Raw genomic sequence first — 19839 nt, 5'->3', positions numbered from 1 at the left:
GGCACCTCCTCTCGTCATGACGGTCGACTCCCCGGGGGTCCTGAGGGTGCACGTCCACAGTCGCCTCTTCCGATCGGTGATCAGGATTGGCCAGGGCGTGACCACAGGGAGCCTCTATCCCGCACAACGAGCGGCTCGGCACTTGGGTTACGGACCCGGGCGCATCGGATCGAGAAGTCAACACACCTCGACAGAGCGTGAGTTGGGCGTCGCGCAGCGTGTGCGGCTCAGCGTGCGTCGTCCGGGAGGAGCCGGGCCAGGGTGCGCACAGCCCGGTACTGGAGGGTCTTGATGGCGCCCTCGTTCTTGCCCATCACGCGTGCGGTCTCGGCGACGGACAGGCCCTGGAGGAAGCGGAGCGTGACGCACTCCTGCTGCTGGGGGTTGAGCCGTCGTACGGCGTCCAGGAGGGCGGCGTTGGACAGGGATTCGAGGACGGAGTCCTCGGGGGAGCGTTCGACCTCGTTGGCGTCGAGCATCTCGCCGGTGGTGACCTCGAGCCGGAACCGGCTGGACTTGAAGTGGTCGGCGACGAGGTTGCGCGCGATGGTGACCAGCCAGGCGCCGAAGTCGCGGCCCTGCCAGGTGAAGGTCCCGATGCGGCGCAGGGCGCGCAGAAAGGTCTCGCTGGTGAGGTCCTCGGCCGTCGCCTTGCCGCCCACGCGGTAGTAGATGTAGCGGTACACGGTGTCGCTGTACTGGTCGTAGAGCCGTCCGAAGGCGTCGGCCTCGCCGGCCTGCGCGCGCTCGACGAGCTCCATCATCCGGGCGCTGTCGCTGTCCGCGGCCGGGCGGCGGACCGTGGCCGCCGCGGCCGGGCGTCCTCGTCTGCCGGCCGCTCGCCCTTCGCCCGATCGTCGTCCCTCGACCACGGCGCTGCGAGTCGGCACCTGCTCCATGCCGTCGGCCAGCGCGTAGGCCGGTCCGAGCGGCGCGGCGGTGGCGAATACGGGGCCGGCGTACGCGGTGGGGACGAGACCGCGCAGCAGGTCGAGGACCGTTGCGCGGAGCGTAGCCAGGCCCGAGGCGTCAACCCCGACGTGTGGGTACACGGGACTCCCAGAGGCAGAGCTTCCATCACGTGCAGTGCGGAACCGTTCACCCGTCGTAGCGACGATGGGGTCCCGGTATGCATCTGAGGAGAATAACGCTTCGTGCAGGGGCTGCTACACCGAGTTGCTCAAATCACCGATTCCGTCGCTTCCGTAACTGATTGGCGTGCGTTCGGACGTCGGAGAGTGACCGTTTGCTGACCGATCTGTTCCGTCTTCGGTCTGTCTCTGGGGTGCATCCTGGCGATGCACCGCCAAGTCGAATGGCCAGAACGGCAAGGGCGTACGTTCGGTCAATTGCCCGTGCTTCCGGGTGCGCCGCCCGACCGCGACCGGCGAGGGCCCGTACCGCCAGTAGGCGGCACGGGCGGCACGGGCGGCTGGGTACGGCGCGACCGGTTGGGCGGCGCGTGGTGAGCGGCGGCGGTGCGGTGCGTCGGTGTCGGCAGCGGTGCCGGCGGCAGTGGTGTCAGCGGCGGCGGCGGTGCAGGGCGATGGCCGCCGCGGTGCCGCCGGCCACGGCGCCGACGCCGGCCGCCGCGGGGATGCCGACCTTGGCCGCCTTGCGGCCGGTGCGGTAGTCGCGCAGGCGCCAGTCCATCTCCCTGGCGTGGCGGCGCAGCTTGGCGTCGGGGTTGATGGCGTAGGGGTGGCCGACCAGGGACAGCATGGGGATGTCGTTGTGGGAGTCGCTGTAGGCGGCGCAGCGGGTCAGGTCCAGGGCCTCCGCCGCGGCCAGGGCGCGTACCGCCTCCGCCTTCGCCGGGCCGTGCAGCGGCTCGCCGACCAGGCGGCCGGTATAGACGCCGTCGACGGACTCCGCCACCGTGCCCAGCGCGCCGGTCAGGCCCAGGCGGCGGGCGATGACCTGGGCGATCTCCACCGGCGCTGCGGTGACCAACCACACCTTCTGGCCGGCGTCCAGGTGGGCCTGGGCGAGCGCGCGCGTGCCCGGCCAGATCCGCTCGGCCATGTACTCGTCGTAGATCTCCTCGCCGATCGACTTCAGCTCGGCGACCCGGTGGCCCTTGACGATCGACAGCGCCGAGTCGCGGGCGTCCTGCATGTGCTCGGGGTCCTCCACCCCGGCCAGCCGGAACCACGCCTGCTGCCAGGCGAACTTCGCGAGGTCGCGCGTGTCGAAGAACTTCCGCTTGTACAGACCCCGGCCGAAGTGGAACAGCGCGGCGCCCTGCATGACGGTGTTGTCCAGGTCGAAGAAGGCAGCGGCCTGCTCGTCCCCGTGCACCGGGAACTCCGACGCCTCCTGCGGGGACGGCGGTACACCCGCTTCCTGGGAGGATTTGCGCGCTGCCTCCGCCGAGGCCTCGCCTGCCAACACGCTTCGCGCCGTGGCGGAGCGCCTACGGGAAGTGAGCCATCCGAGAGCGGCCATGGCGTGAGCATAGCCAGTTGGCCGGGTGGTTCCGGCGTCGAGAGGTTTCGCGGGCCGTGAACTCTTCGCGACGGCGCCGTTGCGAGGGTGCCGCCGAGGGCGCCGCGGCGCGCGCCGGAGCGACAATGGCCGACATGAGTCCCATCTTCCGCCGCAAGTCCCCCGGGCCCCAGGGGCGGCTCGTCACCCTCGTCCGCAAGCCGGGCTGCCATCTGTGCGACGACGCGCAGACCGTCGTGGAGAAGGTGTGCGCCGATCTGGGCGTCGCCTGGGAGCAGAAGGACATCACCGAGGATCCGGAGCTGTACGACCGGTACTGGGAGCAGATCCCGGTGGTACTCGTCGACGGTGAACAGCACACCTTCTGGCGGGTGAACGAGGAGCGGCTGCGCAAGGAGCTCAAGGGCTGATCGAGACTGACCGAGGAGTACAAACTGGCCAGAAGTCGCCTAGGATCGATGGCGTCTTGGTCTCGGGGGTGGGGATCGTAGAGGAGAGTGTGCGGTTTTGCCCCCCACAAGTAAGGCGCGGCGGCGTGGATGCGCCGGTTCCAAAAAACCACGCCGGGGGTGCGTGACCCCGGTCACGTTGGCCGGGCAAATCGGACACCATCTTTGTGCACACGTTCACAAAGACATAGCCTGCTGTCGACGGGGCGGTCTGGGGACATATGACCGCCCGCAGCCCCGCTCTACCCGCAGGAGCACCGTGGCAACTGGCCGAACTCACCGACCGGCGACCCGTAGCCGAGGGATTCCCGAGGCCACCGTCGCCAGGCTTCCGCTGTACCTCCGAGCCCTGACCGCACTGTCGGAGCGCTCGGTGCCCACGGTCTCCTCCGAGGAGCTCGCGGCCGCGGCGGGGGTCAATTCCGCGAAGCTGCGCAAGGACTTCTCCTACCTCGGCTCCTACGGGACCCGCGGGGTCGGCTACGACGTCGAGTATCTCGTGTACCAGATCTCCCGCGAACTCGGCCTCACCCAGGACTGGCCGGTTGTGATCGTCGGTATCGGCAACCTCGGCGCCGCCCTCGCCAACTACGGCGGCTTCGCCTCCCGCGGCTTCCGCGTCGCCGCGCTCATCGACGCCGACCCGGCGATGGCCGGCCGGCCCGTCGCCGGCATCCCGGTCCAGCACGCCGACGAGCTGGAGAAGATCATCCGGGACAACGGCGTCTCGATCGGCGTGATCTCGACCCCCGCGGGCGCCGCCCAGCAGGTCTGCGACCGGCTGGTGGCCGCCGGTGTCACCTCCATCCTGAACTTCGCGCCGACCGTGCTGTCCGTCCCGGACGGCGTCGACGTGCGCAAGGTCGACCTCTCCATCGAGCTGCAGATCCTCGCCTTCCACGAGCAGCGCAAGGCCGGTGAGGAGGCCGTCGCCGAGCGCGCGCTCCCGCCCGCCGCGGCGGTCCGCGACGAGTCCGCCGACCAGGGCCCGGACGGGGATGTCCCCGCCGTGATGCCGGCATGAGCCTCCTCGTCGTCGGACTGAGCCACCGCAGCGCCCCGGTCAGCCTCCTGGAGCGCGCCTCGCTGAGCGCGGACGGCCAGGACAAGCTGCTCCAGGACACGGTCGCCGCCGAGCCGGCCACCGAGGCCGCCGTGCTCGCCACCTGCAACCGCATCGAGCTGTACGCCGACGTGGACAAGTTCCACGCCGGTGTCGCCGAGCTGTCCCAGCTGCTCGCCCAGCACAGCGGGGTCGGTCTCGAGGAGCTCACCCCGTACCTCTACGTGCACTACGAGGACCGGGCCGTCCACCACCTGTTCTCGGTGGCCTGCGGACTGGACTCGATGGTCGTCGGCGAGGGCCAGATCCTCGGTCAGATCAAGAACGCCCTGGCTTGCGCCCAGGACCAGCACAGCGCCGGGCGTCTGCTGAACGACCTGTTCCAGCAGGCCCTGCGGGTCGGCAAGCGCGCCCACTCCGAGACCGGCATCGACCGCGCCGGGCAGTCCCTGGTCACCTTCGGCCTGGAGCAGCTGTCCGCGGGCGCGGACGTGCAGGCCTGGGCGCGTGGCAAGAAGGCCCTGGTCATCGGCGCCGGTTCGATGTCGTCGCTGGCCGCCGCCACCCTCGCCCGGGTGGGCGTGGGCGAGATAGTGATCGCCAACCGTACGCAGGACCGGGCCGAGCGCCTCGTCCAGATCCTCACCGAGGACGACGACACGGACGTGCTGGCCCGCGCGGTACCGATGGACGCGGTGCCGCTCGAGCTGACACGTGCAGATGTCGCCGTCTCCTGCACCGGCGCGACCGGACTCGTCCTGACCGCCGAGACGGTCGGCGCCGCGGTCGAGGGCCGTACCGGGGCGCCCGCCACCGTGGCGCGGGCCGCCGGTGCGGAGCGCGGGGCGGTGCGCACGGACGTACGCGAGACCCCCGTGCCGCTCGTCGGCGCCGGCGCCGACGAGAACTGCCCGCTGGACCTCGCCGCCGAGCCCGGCTTCTCCCTGATGGGCGAGTCCGCCGTGGCGGGCATGGACGCGGCCACCCTGGAGCAGCACGGCACGTGGGTCGACGGGGGTGCCGCCCTGCTCGAGCGGAGCCGGGAGCTTGGGGGAGGAACGGTCGACCGCCGCGAGTCCGCCCGTGCCGAGGCCGACCCCGAGACCGACGCCGAGCTGATCACCGCGCTCGCCGCGACCGTCGCCAGCGCCGGCCGTGTCCCCGAGCACCGCAGGCCCGAGCCGGTCGCCGTCGCACCGCGCCCCGAGCCGGCCCTCTTCGTGCTGGACCTCGCCATGCCGCGCGACGTCGACGCGGCCGCGCACCGGCTCGCCGGGGTGCGCCTGGTGGACATCGAGTCGCTCGCCGAGGCCTCCGCCGACGCTCCGATGGCCGCCGACGTCGACCAGGTCCGCCGGATCGTCTCCGACGAGGTGGCGGCCTTCGGGGCGGCCCTGCGGGCGGCGCACATCACACCCACCGTCGTCGCGCTGCGCACCATGGCCGCCGACGTCGTGAGCAGCGAGATCGCCCGCCTGGAGGGGCGGCTGCCCGGTCTCGACGACAAGCACCGTGCGGAGATCACCCAGACCGTCCGGCGGGTGGTGGACAAGCTGCTGCACGCGCCGACGGTCAGGGTCAAACAGCTCGCGGCCGAGCCCGGCGGCGCCGGGTACGCGGACGCGCTGCGCACCCTGTTCGACCTGGACTCCGAGACGGTCGCCTCCGTCTCCCGGGCGGACCGCGATTCCGACGACTCCGAGAAGCACGACGACTCCGAGAAGCACAGCAAGAACCGAGGGCCAGCATGACTGAGAAGGCACTGAGGCTCGGGACCAGGCGCAGCAAGCTCGCCATGGCCCAGTCCGGGTTGGTGGCGGACGCCGTGAGCCAGGTGACCGGACGGCCTGTCGAGCTCGTCCCGGTCACCACCTACGGCGACATCTCCCGTGAGCACCTCGCACAGATCGGCGGCACGGGTGTGTTCGTGGCCGCACTGCGCGAGGCGTTGCAGCGGGGCGAGGTGGACTTCGCGGTTCATTCGCTCAAGGACCTGCCCACCGCGCAGCCCGAGGGCCTGGTCCTCGCCGCCGTACCGGAGCGCGAGGACCCGCGTGACGTGCTCGTCGCCCGGGACGCGCTGAAGTTCACCGACCTGCCCCGCGGGGCGCGCATCGGTACGGGCTCGCCGCGCCGCATGGCCCAGCTGAACGCGTACGCCCGCGCCCACGGCCTGGACATCGAGACGGTCCCGATCCGGGGCAACGTCGACACCCGCATCGGCTTCGTCAAGAACGGCGAACTCGATGCGGTGGTGCTCGCCGCCGCCGGGCTGAACCGGGTCGGCCGGAGCGACGAGGCGACCGACTTCCTGTCGGTCGACACGATTCTGCCGGCCCCCGGCCAGGGGGCCCTGGCGGTCGAGTGCGCCGCGGACAACGCTGCCCTCGCCGCCGAGCTCGGCGAGCTCGACGACCCGCACACGCGGGCCGCCGTGACCGCCGAGCGGTCACTGCTCGCCGCCCTGGAGGCCGGCTGCAGCGCCCCGGTGGGCGCGCTGGCCGACATCCTGGCCGACGGGCGGATTGTCAAGGAAATGCGCCTGCGGGGCGTCGTCGGCAGGCCCGACGGCTCCGCGCTGGTGCAGCTGTCCACCACCGGTCCCGTGCCCCAGACGCACGATGCGGCGATGGCACTCGGTCGCGAACTCGCCACCGAGATGCTCGCCCAGGGCGCGGCCGGTCTGATGGGGGAGCGAGCACAGTGAGCCCCACCACCCTTCCCGCCTGTCCCGAACACGGGCACGTCACCTTCCTCGGCGCCGGACCCGGAGATCCGGGACTGCTCACACTGCGCGCCGTGGAGGCGCTGGCCAACGCGGATGTCCTCGTCGCCGAGCACGAGGTGCTCGACGTCGTGCGCACGCACGCCAGGCAGGGCGTCGCCGTCGTGCACACGGACCCGGGTCCTTCGGCGGACTCGCATCCGGGCACGGGCACACCCCAGCTCACGGTTGTTGACGGCACGTCAACAACCGCTGGGATCCCCGCGGTGCGGGATGCCGCACATCTTGTCATGGAGGCCGCGCGGGGCGGCAGGCGGGTCGTCCGTGCGGTGTCCGGGGACCCGGGACTCGACACGTACGCCGCGGAGGAGATGCTCGCCTGCGCCGCCGCGGGCGTTCCCTTCGAGGTCGTCCCCGGCATCTCGGCCGCCGTCGGCGTGCCCGCGTACGCCGGGGTGCCGCTGCGCGACGCCCAGGGCACCGACGTACGGTTCGTCGACGCGCGGACGGCGTCCGACCGCTGCTGGACCGAGGTCGGCGCCTCGGACGGCACGGTCGTCGTGTCGACCACGCTCGACTCGGTCGCCGCGGCGGCCGGCGAGCTGGTCTCGGCGGGCCGCAAGCCCGACACCCCGTTGACGGTGACGGTCGCCGGTACGACCACCCGCCAGCGCACGTGGACGGCGACGCTCGGCACGATCGCGCAGACCCTGAAGCAGGCCAAGGTCCTGCCGTCCCCGGACGGCGGGCGCCCGGTGATAGCCGTGGTGGGCGAGCGCAGCGCGACTGCTCAGCGCGACCAGCTGTCGTGGTTCGAGTCCAAGCCGCTGTTCGGGTGGAAGGTCCTCGTGCCGCGCACCAAGGAGCAGGCGGCCTCGCTCTCCGACCAGCTGCGGTCCTACGGGGCCGTACCGCACGAGGTGCCGACGATCGCCGTCGAGCCGCCGCGCACGCCCCAGCAGATGGAGCGCGCGGTCAAGGGCCTGGTGACCGGTCGCTACGAGTGGATCGCGTTCACCTCGGTCAACGCGGTGAAGGCGGTGCGGGAGAAGTTCGAGGAGTACGGTCTCGACGCCCGGGCCTTCGCCGGCATAAAGGTGGCCGCGGTCGGTGACCAGACGGCCAAGGCACTGATCGCCTTCGGCGTGAAGCCGGACCTGGTGCCGAGCGGTGAGCAGTCGGCCGCGGGCCTGCTGGAGGACTGGCCGCCGTACGACCCGGTCTTCGACCCGATCGACCGTGTCTTCCTGCCCCGCGCGGACATCGCCACGGAGACCCTCGTGGCGGGTCTGATCGAACTGGGCTGGGAGGTCGACGACGTCACGGCCTACCGCACGGTCCGCGCCTCTCCGCCCCCGGCGGAGACCCGCGAGGCCATCAAGGGCGGTGGCTTCGACGCGGTGATGTTCACGTCGTCCTCGACGGTGCGGAACCTGGTCGGCATCGCGGGCAAGCCGCACAACGTGACGGTGATCGCCTGCATCGGCCCGGCCACGGCGAAGACCGCCGAGGAGCACGGCCTGCGGGTCGACGTGATGGCCCCCGAGCCCTCGGTCCACAAGCTGGCCGAGGCCCTGGCCGACTTCGGCGCGCGGCGCCGGCTCGCGGCCCTGGACGCGGGCGACCCGGTGACCCGGCCGAGCGAACGGCGACCGGGGTCGCGCAGGCGCCGCTCGTCGACGTGAGTCCGGCGTGAGCGCTGAGTGAGCTGGTGGCGGAGCGTGCCCTGTGCGGGCGCGTTCCGCCCTCGCGCGTTGTTGCCCGCGGTGGGCGCCCCGGCCCTCTCATCGGTCGCCGGGAGTAGGTCTTTCGCCTCATGCGCGCCGTGAGCCTGCTGGCTAAGGTCGGCGCTCATGAAGACCACGGGGATGGTCCGCCGCCAGGCGGCGGAGCGCAGGCGCGACACTCTGGAACGGCTCGTCGCCGAGCGGGACGTATGGGTGTCGACGGCACATCCTGATCACGGGCCGCACCAGGTGCCGCTGTGGTTCTCGTGGGACGGGCGAGCGGTGTGGATGTGCACCGGTGCCACTTCCGCGACCGCGCGGAACGCCCGGGAGGAGCCGCGCGTGCGCCTGGCGCTGCCGGACACCTTCGACGTGGTGCTGCTCCATGGCGAGGCGGAGTGCTTCCCGGACCAGGATGTGCCCGCAGACGCGGCGGAGGCGTTCGCCGCCAAGTTCGGGTGGGACCCCCGCGCGGAGGAGGGTTCCTTCATGTACGTGCGCGTGGTGCCGAAGACCGTCCGCGCTTGGCGCGGCGAGCCGGAACTGCGCGGCCGAGTCATCATGCGCGACGGGACATGGCTGGCATAGCGGCGTCCTGTCATCGGCCGGTCGCACGTGCCGATGCGGAGGTCCGGGCCCCCGTCGCAGGCCCGGACCCGGTCACCTGCCCTGAGTGGTCACGCCACGGTCCGGATGAGCTTCCTGTTGACGAACTCCTCGATTCCGGCGCGGCCGAGTTCGCGGCCGAAGCCGGAGCGCTTGATGCCGCCGAAGGGGAGTTCCGCGCCCTCCGCGCCGACGCCGTTGACGAAGACCATGCCGGCCTCGATGCGGTCGGCGACGCGCGCGGCCTGCGCGGGGTCGGTGGTGAAGAGGTAGGAACCGAGGCCGTAGGGGGTGTCGTTGGCGATGCGCAGGGCGTCGTTCTCGTCGGTCGCCGGGAAGACCATCGCGACCGGTCCGAACAGTTCCTGGCGGGCGGCGGTGTGTTCGGTGGTGAGCCCCGTGAGGACGCCGGCCGGGAAGTAGGCCCCGTGCCGTTCGCCCTCGCTGTGCAGCGTGGCGCCCTGGGCGACCGCCTCGTCGACCTGCCGGGCGAGGTTCTCGGCGGCGGCGACCGACGACAGCGGGGCACCGGTCTCGCCGGCGAGCAGCCGGGCGGTGAACTTCTCGACGAACGCGTCGTAGAGGTCCTCGACGACGACGAACCGCTTGGCGGCGTTGCAGGCCTGGCCGGTGTTGTCGAGCCGGGCGGCCACGGCGGCCTCCACGACCGCGTCGAGGTCGTCGGTGGACAGCACGACGAACGGGTCGGAGCCGCCGAGTTCGAGGACGACGCGCTTCAGGTGCCGTCCGGCGATCTCGGCGACGGCCGCCCCGGCCCGCTCCGAGCCCGTGAGCGAGACGCCCTGGACCCGCGGATCGGCGATCACCTCGGCGATCTGCTCGTTGGTGGCGTACACGTTGACGTACGCGCCGGCCGGGAAGCCGGCCTCGGCGAACAGCTTCTCCAGCAGAGCGGCGGTGGCCGGGCACTGCGGGGCGTGCTTGAGGACGATGGTGTTGCCGAGCGCCAGGTTCGGGGCGGCGAACCGGGCCACCTGGTAGGCGGGGAAGTTCCACGGCATGATGCCGAGCAGGACACCCACCGGGCCGCGCCGGACGACGGCGCTGCCGGGTCCGGAGATGACGTCGAGCGGCTCGTCGGCGAGGAACCCCTCGGCGTGGTCGGCGTAGTAGTGGTAGATGTCGGCGCAGAAGCCGATCTCGCCCTCGGCCTCCGCGAGCGGCTTGCCCATCTCGCGCACGATGCTCGCGGCCAGTTCGGCCTGGTGCTCGGTGTGCAGGTCGCCGAGCCTGCGCAGCAGCGCGGAGCGCTCGGCCACGGAGCTGGTACGGCCCCAGGACGTGGCCGCGTGGGCGGCGGCGACGGCCGCCTCGATCTCGGCGTCGGTGGCGGTCGGGTAGGTCGCGGCGACTTCGCCGGTGGTGGGGTCGGTGACGGCGTACATCAGCTCTCCGGAGAGTGGTCGGGTGCGTCGGGTGCGGGGCGGTTGCCGATCGCGGGGCGGTTCACGGGGTCAGGATCGTTCTGACCCCGGTGTTCGACCTGAGGTCGTCGAACGCCTCCGCCGTCTCCGCGAGGGGCCGGGTCCTGCCGATCAGGTCGTCCAGCGGCAGCCGGCCGGCCAGGTAGAGGCGGGCCAGTTTGGGGATGTCGATCTCCCCGACGCTGGAGCCGTAGTTGCAGCCGAGGATCCGCTTGCCCTGGTCGGCGAGGTCGAACAGGTTGAACGACCCGGTCGCGCCGGTCGGTGCCATCCCGACCAGGACCGCCGCGCCGCCGGAGGTGAGCATGCCCGGGAGGGTCTCGATGACCTTCGGGCTTCCGATCGCCTCGAAGGCGTAGTCCACGCCGCCGAGTTCGTCCTGGCACCAGGCCGCGACGTCGGTCCCGGCCCCGTCGAGTGTGTGGGTGGCGCCGAACCGCTCGGCCACGGCGAGGCGTTCGGGGGAGAGGTCGACGGCGACCACGGGGTCCGCGCCCACCAGGCGAAGGCCCATGACCACGCTGAGCCCCACGCCGCCCGTGCCGATGACGACCGCGGACTCGCCGGGGCGGACCCGGGCGGTGTTCATGACCGCGCCGATGCCGGTGGTGATGGAGCAGCCGAGCAGGGCGCCGATGCTGAACGGCAGTTCCTCGGGGACCTTCACCGCCGCCGACTCGGGTACGACCAGCCGGTCCGTGAACGCCCCGAGGCCCAGGTAGGGCCACACCGCCTCGCCCTCGGTGTCCGTGAACGGGGTGGTCCCGTCGGGCAGCGTGTTGGCGACGGCCCGGGTGCCGGTACACAGCCACGCCATCCCGGCCACGCACTTGCGGCAGCGCCGGCACGGCGCGAACCAGGACAGCACGACGTGGTCGCCGGGCCGCACGGAGGAGACACCCGGCCCCACCGCGGTGACCACCCCGGCCGCCTCGTGTCCGAGCACGAGCGGGCGGTCGGTGGGCCAGTCGCCGGTCACGATGTGCAGGTCCGAGTGGCACACGCCGGCCGCGCGCACGTCGATCTCGACCTCGCCCGGTCCGGCGGACCGGAGGGAGACGTCCTGCGACCGCAGCCCCGAGACCGGGTCGAAGACGATGGCCGGGGAGAGGGTCGGGGAGAGTTTCGACGGCATCAGGACACCTTCACCTTTTCGGGGGCCGGGTTCTGGGGGAGCTTGGTGTGGGGCTTGGCGACCGCGACGTAGACGAGACCGACGGCGAAGAGCACGGAGAAGACCAGGATCACGGCCCAGACCTGGATCCAGCTGCCGCCGACCGGGGCGAGTTCGGCGCGGGGCCAGGCGATGTTGACCGCCTCGAAGAGCAGCCACACCACGGCGAGCACGTTGACCACCAGGCCGGTCCGGCCCAGCCGCAGCGCCCCGGCGGAGGGGTTCCACCGGCCGCTCAACCGGGCGGCGAGCGCCACGACCGCGACGGTGAGGAAGATGAAGTAGAAGCCGCCGGAGCCGAACGCGATCAGGGTCGCGGCGGCGTTGCCGTTCAGCCCGAGCAGCAGCCCGAGGCCGGCCAGCACGGCCGTCGCGATGAGCGAGACGTACGGGATCTGCCGCGGGCCGATGGTGGCGAGCGTCGAGGAGAGGGGCAGCTGCCGGTCACGGGCGAACGAGTAGACGGCTCGCCCGATGTACGTCTGGATCGAGATGGCGCACGCGAAGAACGCGATCAGAACGACGACGACGAACGGCTTCTCGCTCCATCCGCCCAGCCCGTCGGTCACCGCGGTGAGGACCGGGTCCGCCGTCCTGCCGGACACGGCGTCCCCGGGCCGGCGCAGTGAGAGCGTCACCGCGAGCCCGGTCAGCAGGACCGTGAAGGCGACGAACAGGTAGGCGCGCAGCAGCGCACGCGGCACGCTGCGCCGGGGCTGCTCGGTCTCCTCTGCGACCTGCGTGGTCGCGTCGAAGCCCAGGAACGCCCAGCCGGCCACCGCGAGACAGGTCAGGAAACCGGCCAGGACGGACCCCTTGGAGGCCGCCTCGGCTCCCAGCGTGTCGAACAGCGTCCCGAAGCCGTTGTGGCGCACGAAGAGCAGCAGGATCACGCTGATCGCGATGGAGGCGACGCCCTCGGCGAGGATGCCCGCGTTGAGGAAGTGCTTCACCGGGTTGACGCCGAGGAGGTTGATCCCGAGCGCCACGGCGATGAAGACCACGCCGAGGAGCACCAGGGTCGTCGCCGACGGCGTCCCGTGACCGAAGAGCATGTGCAGCCAGCCCGCCCCCAGGTAGGCCACCGTGGCCAGCGACGCGACGGCCGAGGCGAGGTAGATCCAGCCCACCAGCCAGCCGAGCCGCGGTCCGCCCAGCCGGCGCACCCACTGGTAGACCCCGCCCGTCATGGGGAACTGGGAGGACAGCTCGGCGTAGACGACGGCGGTCAGCAACTGGCCGAGGAAGGCCGCGACGACCGCCCAGATCCACGCGGGGCCCGCGAAGACGAACCCGAGCTGGACGACGGCGTAGATGCCGACCACGGGGGAGATGGTCGCGAACCCGATCGCGAACACGGCCCACGGGGTCAGGGTGCGTCTCAGCTCCTGCTGATAGCCGTACTCGGCAAGGTCACCGGCGTCGGTGGGAGTGTCGTTCACGTGCGTCTCCTGACGGTGGTGCGTGCCGGAGGTGCCGGCTCGGCCGGGACGGGGGCCGGGGTCTGGTGGCGGGGTGGGATCCCCTTGATCAGCGGCTTCCTCATGTCCACGGCTATTGGCCGCGTGGCCAATTTCCTAATTGGTCGCATACTCAATAACATTCCGGGCATGACGTCAAGGGGTCCGGGAAAGCGAGTCCGCAAGGCGCCGGCCGAGCGCCGGAGCGAGATCGTCACCAGTGCCGCGCGGATCGGGCTCACGGAAGGTCTCGAGTGCGTCACCCTGCGGCGGGTCGCCGACGAGCTCGGCGTCCAGTCGGGACTCGTCGGCCACTACTTCCCCGCGGCCGACAAGCTCGTGGCCGAGGCCTTCACCAGTGCCACCATGGCCGAACTCGACAGCCTGCTCCCGGACGGACCGCCGGACGGACCTCTGGACGGACCGGCCGACTCCGGTGACGGCAGCCCGCTGCGCGCACTGCGGCGCTTCTTCACCCTGATCTCGAGCGCCGACTTCGACAACGTCAGCAGGCTCTGGCTCAACGCACGGCACCTCTCGCGCTACCGCCCGGTCCTTCATGAGCACGTCGTGGAGCAGGAGCTGCTCTGGTGCCGGCGCATAGAGCGGCTCATCACCGCCGGGGTGGAGAGCCGGGACTTCCGCTGCGGCGATCCCTGGGCGGCAGCCGTGCGCATCCTCGTCGTGATCGACGGAACCAGCGCCTACATCAACACCAGCGCCGACCGTCGCGCGGCGCCGATCGCCGACATGGTCCGCACCTTCGCCGAGGCCGAACTCGGACTGGCGGCCGGCGCCCTGGAGTCGTCCTGACGCTCGGCGGGCAGCAGCGGGGCGCCGGCTCCGCGGCGGCGGTCCCGGCCGACTCCCCGTCGGCAAAGGCACCGGGGCGGCGGGCGTAGCGTAGAGGGCATGACGAAGTACGGATCCTTTCCCGGTACGCGTCCTCGCCGGCTGCGTACCATCCCCGCCATGCGGCGCATGGTCGCCGAGACCCGGCTGCACCCGGCGGACTTCATCCTGCCCGCGTTCGTCCGCGAGGGCGTGAGCGAGCCCGTGCCGGTCTCGGCGATGCCCGGCGTGGTGCAGCACACGCGGGAGAGCCTGAAGAAGGCGGCCGCCGAGGCGGTGGAGGCCGGGATCTCCGGAATCATGCTGTTCGGGGTGCCGGAGGAGGAGAAGAAGGACGGCCTCGGGACGGCGGGGACGGACCCGGACGGGATCCTCCAGGTCGCGCTGCGCGATGTGCGCGCCGAGGTCGGGGACGAGCTGCTCGTCATGTCCGACCTGTGCCTGGACGAGTTCACCGACCACGGCCACTGCGGTGTCCTCGACGCCGAGGGGCGGATCGACAACGACGCCACGCTGGAGCGGTACGCCGAGATGGCCCAGGTCCAGGCCGACGCCGGCGCTCATGTCGTGGGCCCCAGCGGGATGATGGACGGGCAGATCGGCGTCGTCCGGGACGCGTTGGACCAGATCGGGCGGGAGGACGTGGCCGTCCTCGCCTACACCGTCAAGTACTCGTCCGCGTTCTACGGGCCCTTCCGGGAGGCGGTCGGCTCCTCGCTGCAGGGCGACCGCAAGACCTACCAGCAGGACCCGGCGAACCAGCGGGAGTCGCTGCGGGAGCTGGCCCTGGACCTGGAGGAGGGCGCCGACATGGTGATGGTCAAGCCGGCCGGTCCCTACCTCGACGTCCTCGCCCGGGTCGCCGACGCCTCGGACGTGCCGGTCGCCGCCTACCAGATCTCCGGCGAGTACTCGATGATCGAGGCCGCCGCCGAGAAGGGCTGGATCGACCGGGACCGGGCCATCCTGGAGGCCCTGACCGGCATCAAGCGGGCCGGGGCGTGCAACATCCTCACCTACTGGGCCACCGAGGTCGCGCAGAAGCTGCGCTGAGGGGCCGCGGCCGAACGCGGGCACCCGGAAACCGGGAACGGCCAAGTCGCCCTGGGAGTTAGGTTGTTGACGATCAGCCGACCTCTCAGGGAGACGTCCGATGTCCGGTGATGCCTTCAGCCACGACTCCGCCGAGCTGAGGAAGAGGATCGATTCCACCAAGCCCCACCCGGCCCGGGTCTACGACGTCCTGCTCGGCGGCAAGGACCACTACCCGGTCGACCGGGAGGCGGCCGCCGCGGCCATGGCCAACCACCCGCGCGGTTTCCTCACCGCCCGGCACAACCGGGACTTCCTGCGCCGCGCCGTCACCGCACTCGTGCGGGAGGAGGGCGTCCGCCAGTTCCTCGACATCGGCGCGGGCCTGCCGACCGCGCAGAACGTGCACCACATCGCCCAGAGCATCGCCCCCGAGACGCGGGTGGTGTACGTGGACAACGATCCGATCGTGCTCGCGCACGCGCGCGCCCTGCTCACCAGTGTCCCCGAGGGACGCACCGACTACATCGACGCCGACCTGCGCGACCCCGGGCGCATCCTGCGCGAGGCGGCCCGCACGCTCGACTTCGACCGGCCCGTCGCGCTGTGCCTGGCAGCGGTGCTGCACTTCATCGAGGACGAGGCGGCCTACGACGTGGTCCGGGAACTGCTGGGCGCGCTGCCCCCGGGCAGCTGGCTGGTGCTGAGCCACCTGGCCAGCGACCTCAACCCGGAGGAGAGCGCCAACGTGGCGCAGTCGTTCAAGAAGAACGGACTGACCTTCGTACTCCGGTCGCGGGCCCAGATCGAGCGGTTCTTCGGCGACAACGGGCTGAAGACGGCCGACCCGGGCCTGGTTCCCGTGCACCGCTGGCGGCCCGACGGCTCGGCCCCCGTGCTCCAGGCGCCGAGCCCCGAGTACCTCGCCTCCCTGGACTTCATCGACCGGATCAAGTACCACGACCCCAACGACGTCACGGACGAGGACATCAGCGTCTACGGGGCCATCGGCCGCACGGCGTGACGCGTGCGGCCGTAAGGCGTGACGTGCGGGCCCTCGCAAGCGCCGGGGCCCTCAGAGGCGCTCGGGGGTCCTGATGCCCAGCAGGTCCATGCCCCGGTGCAGGGTGCGGGCCGTGACGTCGCACAGGAACAGGCGGTTCTCCACCTGCTGCGGCGTCTCGGCCTTCAGGACCGGGCACTTGTCGTAGAACGTCGTGTACAGGGAGGCCAGCTGGTACAGGTACGCGGCCAGCTTGTGCGGGGCGTACTCCGCGGCGGCCTCCCGCACCGTCTCCGCGAAGGCGTCGGCGTGCAGGCCGAGCGCCCGCTCCGCCTCGGTCAGTTCCAGCTCGGGGTGGGCCACCGGACGGGTCTCGCCGGCCTTGCGGAGGATGGACCGGATACGGGCGTACGCGTACTGCAGGTACACGCTCGTGTCGCCGTTCAGCGAGACCATCTGGTCCAGGTCGAACTTGTAGTCCCGGATCGCCGAGGTCGACAGGTCCGCGTACTTCACCGCGCCGATGCCCACCTGGGCACCCCGCTCGGCGATCTCCTCCTCCGAGAGGTCCTGCGCCTTCTCCCGGACGACCGCCGAGGCACGCTCGATCGCCTCGTCGAGCAGGTCGACCAGGCGGACCGTCTCGCCCGCACGGGTCTTGAAGGGCTTGCCGTCCTTGCCGAGCACCGTGCCGAACGCCAACTGGTACGCCGTCACGTCGTCGTTCAGCCAGCCGGCCCGCCGCGCGGTCTCGAAGACCATCTTGAAGTGCAGGGACTGCCGGGCGTCCACCACGTACAGCAGGGTGTTCGCCTTGAGGTTGAAGACCCGGTCCCTGATCGCCGACAGGTCGGTGGCCGCGTAGCCGTAGCCGCCGTCGGACTTCTGGACGATCAGCGGGACCGGGTTGCCGTCCGGGCCCTTGACGTCGTCGAAGAAGACGCACAGGGCGCCCTCCGAGCGGACCGCGACGCCGGACTCCTCCAGCAGCCGGCAGGTCTCGGCGAGCATGTCGTTGTAGCCGGACTCGCCGACGATGTCCGGGTCCCGGACCTCCATGTCCAGCTTCTCGAAGACGGAGAAGAAGTAGATCTTCGACTCGTCCACGAACTTCTGCCACATGGCCACCGTGTGCGGGTCGCCGGCCTGGAGGTCCACCACCCGGCGCCGGGCGCGCGTCTTGAACTCCTCGTCGGAGTCGAACAGCTTGCGCGCGGCCTTGTAGAGGCGGTCGAGGTTCGACATCGCCTCCTCGCCGCTCACCTGGGACGCCTTGTGGTCCAGCTCGTGCGGGTGCTCGTCCAGGTACTGGATGAGCATGCCGAACTGGGTGCCCCAGTCGCCGATGTGGTGCCGGCGGACCACGTTCTCGCCGGCGAACTCCAGGAGCTGGACCACGGAGTCGCCGATCACCGCGGACCGCAGGTGGCCGACGTGCATCTCCTTCGCCACGTTCGGCTGGGCGTAGTCGATCACCGTCGTGCCCGGCTGCTCCGCGTACGGCACGCCGAGCCGGCCGTCCGGGTCGGCGGCCCGCGCCGCGAGGTTCTCGGTGATGGCGCTGTCCGTGACCGTGATGTTGAGGAAGCCGGGTCCTGAGACCTCGATGTCCTTGATCACGTCACCGGTGACCACGTGCCCGACGACCTGGGTCGCCAGCTCCCGCGGGTTCGCCTTCGCCTTCTTCGCCAGCGCCAGGATGCCGTTGGCCTGGAAGTCCGCCCGGTCGCTGCGTCGCAGCAGCGGGTCCGCGGCGGCGGTCTCCGGCAGGGTGGCCGAGAGGGCGGACGCGAGGCGCTGGTGGACGGAAGCGGTGAGGGACGTGACCGAGGCCATAGGAAAGGGTGCCGTTCTCCTCGTGGGGATGGATAGACAGAGTCAGTATCCCACGCGGGGTAAAGCGAGTTTTCCGGTCGCCGGGCGAACGCCGGACCGCCCGTGCCCGTCCCATGCGTTGAAAAGGGGTTTTCATGGATACCGGCCCGCCTGGGACAATGGAGCGGTCAGCCGTGCGACCGTAGCGGCTGCCCACGGAGAACCTTCAGAGAAACTTCAGGGAAAGAGGACGTGCCGATCGTGGCTCAGAGCACCGAGACCGCCGACTGGGTCTCCCGTTTCGCGGACGACGTCATCGAGGAGTCGGAGCGTCGGACCCCGGGCACAGTGACATCAGTCGCTACCGCTCCGGTGGTCGTCGTCGCGTCCGGGCTGTCGCCGTCCGGCCCCATCCACCTGGGCAACCTGCGCGAGGTCATGACCCCGCACCTCGTCGCCGACGAGATCCGCCGCCGGGGGTACCGGGTACGGCACCTGATCTCCTGGGACGACTACGACCGGTACCGCAAGGTCCCGGCCGGTGTCGCCGGCGTCGACGAGTCGTGGGCCGAGCACATCGGCAAGCCGCTGACCTCCGTCCCGGCCCCGAAGGGCTCGGAGCACCCCAACTGGGCCGAGCACTTCAAGGCCGCCATGGTCGCCTCGCTCGCCGAGCTGGGTGTGGAGTTCGACGGCATCAGCCAGACCGAGCAGTACACCTCCGGCGTGTACCGCGAGCAGATCCTGCACGCGATGAAGCACCGCGGCGACATCGACGCGATCCTCGCCCAGTACCGCACCAAGCCCAAGTCGGCCAAGAAGCAGCAGAAGCCCGTGGACGAGGCCGAGCTGGAGGCCGAGGAGGGCTCGGGCGCCGCATCCGAGGACGACGGCAGCTCCGGCTCCGCCGGCTACTTCCCGTACAAGCCGTACTGCGGCAACTGCGAGAAGGACCTCACCACCGTCAGCGCCTACGACGACGACTCCACCGAGCTGACCTACGCCTGCACCGCGTGCGGCTTCTCGGAGACGGTCCGGCTCAGCGAGTTCAACCGCGGCAAGCTGGTCTGGAAGGTCGACTGGCCGATGCGGTGGGCGTACGAGGGCGTGATCTTCGAGCCGAGCGGTGTCGACCACTCCTCGCCGGGGTCCTCGTTCCAGGTCGGCGGGCAGATCGTCGGGATCTTCGGCGGCAAGCAGCCGATCGGCCCGATGTACGCGTTCGTGGGCATCTCCGGCATGGCGAAGATGTCGTCCTCGCGCGGTGGCGTGCCCACCCCGGCCGACGCGCTGAAGATCATGGAGCCGCAGCTCCTGCGGTGGCTGTACGCCCGGCGCAGGCCGAACCAGTCCTTCAAGATCGCCTTCGACCAGGAGATCCAGCGCCTGTACGACGAGTGGGACAAGCTCGCCGCCAAGGTCGCCGACACATCGGCGCTGCCCGGTGACGTCGCCGCGTACACGCGGGCCGTGGGCACCGCCGCCGCGGAGCTGCCGAAGACGCCGCGCCCGCTGCCGTACCGGACGCTCGCGTCCGTCGCCGACATCACCGCCGGCCACCAGGACCAGGCGCTGCGCATCCTGTCCGAGCTCGACCCGGCCAACCCGCTGGGCTCGCTCGAGGAGGCCCGCCCGCGGTACGACAGGGCCGAGGCGTGGATCAACACCCACGTCCCCGCCGACCAGCGCACCATCGTCCGCGAGGAGCCCGACACCGAGCTGCTCAAGTCCCTCGACGAGCCCTCACAGCAGCAGGTCCGGCTGCTGCTCGACGGCCTCGAGGACCACTGGTCGCTCGACGGGCTCACCCACCTCGTGTACGGCGTGCCCAAGGTGCAGGCCGGCTTCTCCGCCGACGCCACGCCCAAGGAGCTGCCGCCGGAGATCAAGACCGCCCAGCGGACCTTCTTCGCGCTGCTCTACCACCTGCTCGTCGGCCGCGACACCGGGCCGCGCCTGCCCACGCTGCTGCTCGCGGTGGGGCAGGAGCGGGTGCGGGCCCTGCTCGGGGAGTAGCGGAACGGCACGAACGAGGGGCCC

At 71.3% G+C, this 19839-nt stretch carries 16 protein-coding genes; 10 read left to right on the top strand and 6 right to left on the bottom strand.

Annotation, left to right across the window (positions count from 1 at the left end; translation table 11 throughout):
• Positions 1-227: 227 nt before the first annotated feature.
• Together ACIHCX_RS25700 and ACIHCX_RS25695 are read right to left on the bottom strand one after the other, a co-directional pair.
• Complete coding sequence (locus tag ACIHCX_RS25700) at positions 228-1052, bottom strand: ECF subfamily RNA polymerase sigma factor, BldN family (RefSeq protein WP_400033276.1); 825 nt, start codon at positions 1050-1052, stop codon at positions 228-230.
• A gap of 469 nt (positions 1053-1521) precedes the next feature.
• Complete coding sequence (locus tag ACIHCX_RS25695; RefSeq protein WP_400033274.1) at positions 1522-2448, bottom strand: HAD family hydrolase; 927 nt, start codon at positions 2446-2448, stop codon at positions 1522-1524.
• A gap of 134 nt (positions 2449-2582) precedes the next feature.
• Between ACIHCX_RS25695 and ACIHCX_RS25690 the strand changes: the two genes are divergently transcribed.
• From ACIHCX_RS25690 to ACIHCX_RS25665, 6 genes are all read left to right on the top strand, one after another.
• Positions 2583-2858, top strand: coding sequence for a glutaredoxin family protein (locus ACIHCX_RS25690; protein WP_400033272.1), 276 nt, complete (start codon positions 2583-2585; stop codon positions 2856-2858).
• 298 nt (positions 2859-3156) lie between these two features.
• Positions 3157-3921 (top strand): redox-sensing transcriptional repressor Rex, encoded by a 765-nt coding sequence (locus tag ACIHCX_RS25685; protein ID WP_400033270.1) that lies wholly within the window; start codon positions 3157-3159, stop codon positions 3919-3921.
• A complete protein-coding gene (locus ACIHCX_RS25680; protein ID WP_400033268.1) occupies positions 3918-5711 on the top strand; it encodes a glutamyl-tRNA reductase in 1794 nt (597 codons plus the stop codon). Before ACIHCX_RS25685 ends, ACIHCX_RS25680 begins: the two co-directional genes overlap by 4 nt.
• Complete coding sequence (gene hemC / locus ACIHCX_RS25675) at positions 5708-6667, top strand: hydroxymethylbilane synthase (RefSeq protein WP_400033266.1); 960 nt, start codon at positions 5708-5710, stop codon at positions 6665-6667. The genes ACIHCX_RS25680 and hemC overlap by 4 nt, the downstream gene beginning before the upstream one ends.
• Positions 6664-8370, top strand: a complete 1707-nt coding sequence (locus ACIHCX_RS25670; RefSeq protein WP_400033264.1) for a uroporphyrinogen-III synthase — start codon at positions 6664-6666, stop codon at positions 8368-8370. The genes hemC and ACIHCX_RS25670 overlap by 4 nt, the downstream gene beginning before the upstream one ends.
• 168 nt (positions 8371-8538) lie before the next feature.
• Complete coding sequence (locus ACIHCX_RS25665; protein WP_400033262.1) at positions 8539-9000, top strand: pyridoxamine 5'-phosphate oxidase family protein; 462 nt, start codon at positions 8539-8541, stop codon at positions 8998-9000.
• Positions 9001-9089: 89 nt separating this feature from the next.
• Here the strand turns inward: ACIHCX_RS25665 and ACIHCX_RS25660 are convergent, their stop codons facing one another.
• The 3 genes from ACIHCX_RS25660 to ACIHCX_RS25650 form a co-directional block, all read right to left on the bottom strand.
• A complete protein-coding gene (locus ACIHCX_RS25660) occupies positions 9090-10424 on the bottom strand; it encodes an NAD-dependent succinate-semialdehyde dehydrogenase (RefSeq protein ID WP_400033260.1) in 1335 nt (444 codons plus the stop codon).
• 61 nt (positions 10425-10485) lie between these two features.
• Positions 10486-11598 carry an alcohol dehydrogenase catalytic domain-containing protein gene (locus ACIHCX_RS25655; RefSeq protein WP_400033258.1) on the bottom strand — a complete coding sequence of 371 codons (1113 nt, stop codon included), beginning with the start codon at positions 11596-11598 and terminating at the stop codon, positions 10486-10488.
• A complete protein-coding gene (locus tag ACIHCX_RS25650) occupies positions 11598-13079 on the bottom strand; it encodes an APC family permease (RefSeq protein WP_400033256.1) in 1482 nt (493 codons plus the stop codon). The genes ACIHCX_RS25655 and ACIHCX_RS25650 overlap by 1 nt, the downstream gene beginning before the upstream one ends.
• A gap of 168 nt (positions 13080-13247) precedes the next feature.
• On the opposite strand from ACIHCX_RS25650, the gene ACIHCX_RS25645 reads away from it, so the two are divergent.
• The 3 genes from ACIHCX_RS25645 (at position 13248) to ACIHCX_RS25635 (ending at position 16005) form a co-directional block, all read left to right on the top strand.
• Complete coding sequence (locus tag ACIHCX_RS25645) at positions 13248-13910, top strand: TetR/AcrR family transcriptional regulator (RefSeq protein WP_400033254.1); 663 nt, start codon at positions 13248-13250, stop codon at positions 13908-13910.
• Positions 13911-14009: 99 nt separating this feature from the next.
• Positions 14010-15002 carry a porphobilinogen synthase gene (gene hemB / locus ACIHCX_RS25640; RefSeq protein ID WP_400033252.1) on the top strand — a complete coding sequence of 331 codons (993 nt, stop codon included), beginning with the start codon at positions 14010-14012 and terminating at the stop codon, positions 15000-15002.
• A 100-nt stretch (positions 15003-15102) separates the two neighbouring features.
• Positions 15103-16005, top strand: coding sequence for an SAM-dependent methyltransferase (locus ACIHCX_RS25635; RefSeq protein WP_400033250.1), 903 nt, complete (start codon positions 15103-15105; stop codon positions 16003-16005).
• A gap of 51 nt (positions 16006-16056) precedes the next feature.
• Here the strand turns inward: ACIHCX_RS25635 and argS are convergent, their stop codons facing one another.
• Complete coding sequence (gene argS / locus ACIHCX_RS25630; protein ID WP_400033248.1) at positions 16057-17820, bottom strand: arginine--tRNA ligase; 1764 nt, start codon at positions 17818-17820, stop codon at positions 16057-16059.
• A gap of 231 nt (positions 17821-18051) precedes the next feature.
• Here argS and lysS point away from each other — a divergent pair, with 231 nt between their 5' ends.
• Positions 18052-19815: a lysine--tRNA ligase gene (lysS, locus tag ACIHCX_RS25625; RefSeq protein ID WP_400033246.1), complete on the top strand. Its 1764-nt coding sequence runs from the start codon at positions 18052-18054 to the stop codon at positions 19813-19815.
• Positions 19816-19839: the final 24 nt, after the last annotated feature.

It is taken from the genome of Streptomyces sp. NPDC052043 (assembly GCF_044548235.1).
Lineage (GTDB): Bacteria > Actinomycetota > Actinomycetes > Streptomycetales > Streptomycetaceae > Streptomyces.
This window is presented reverse-complemented; position numbering and strand designations above follow the sequence as displayed.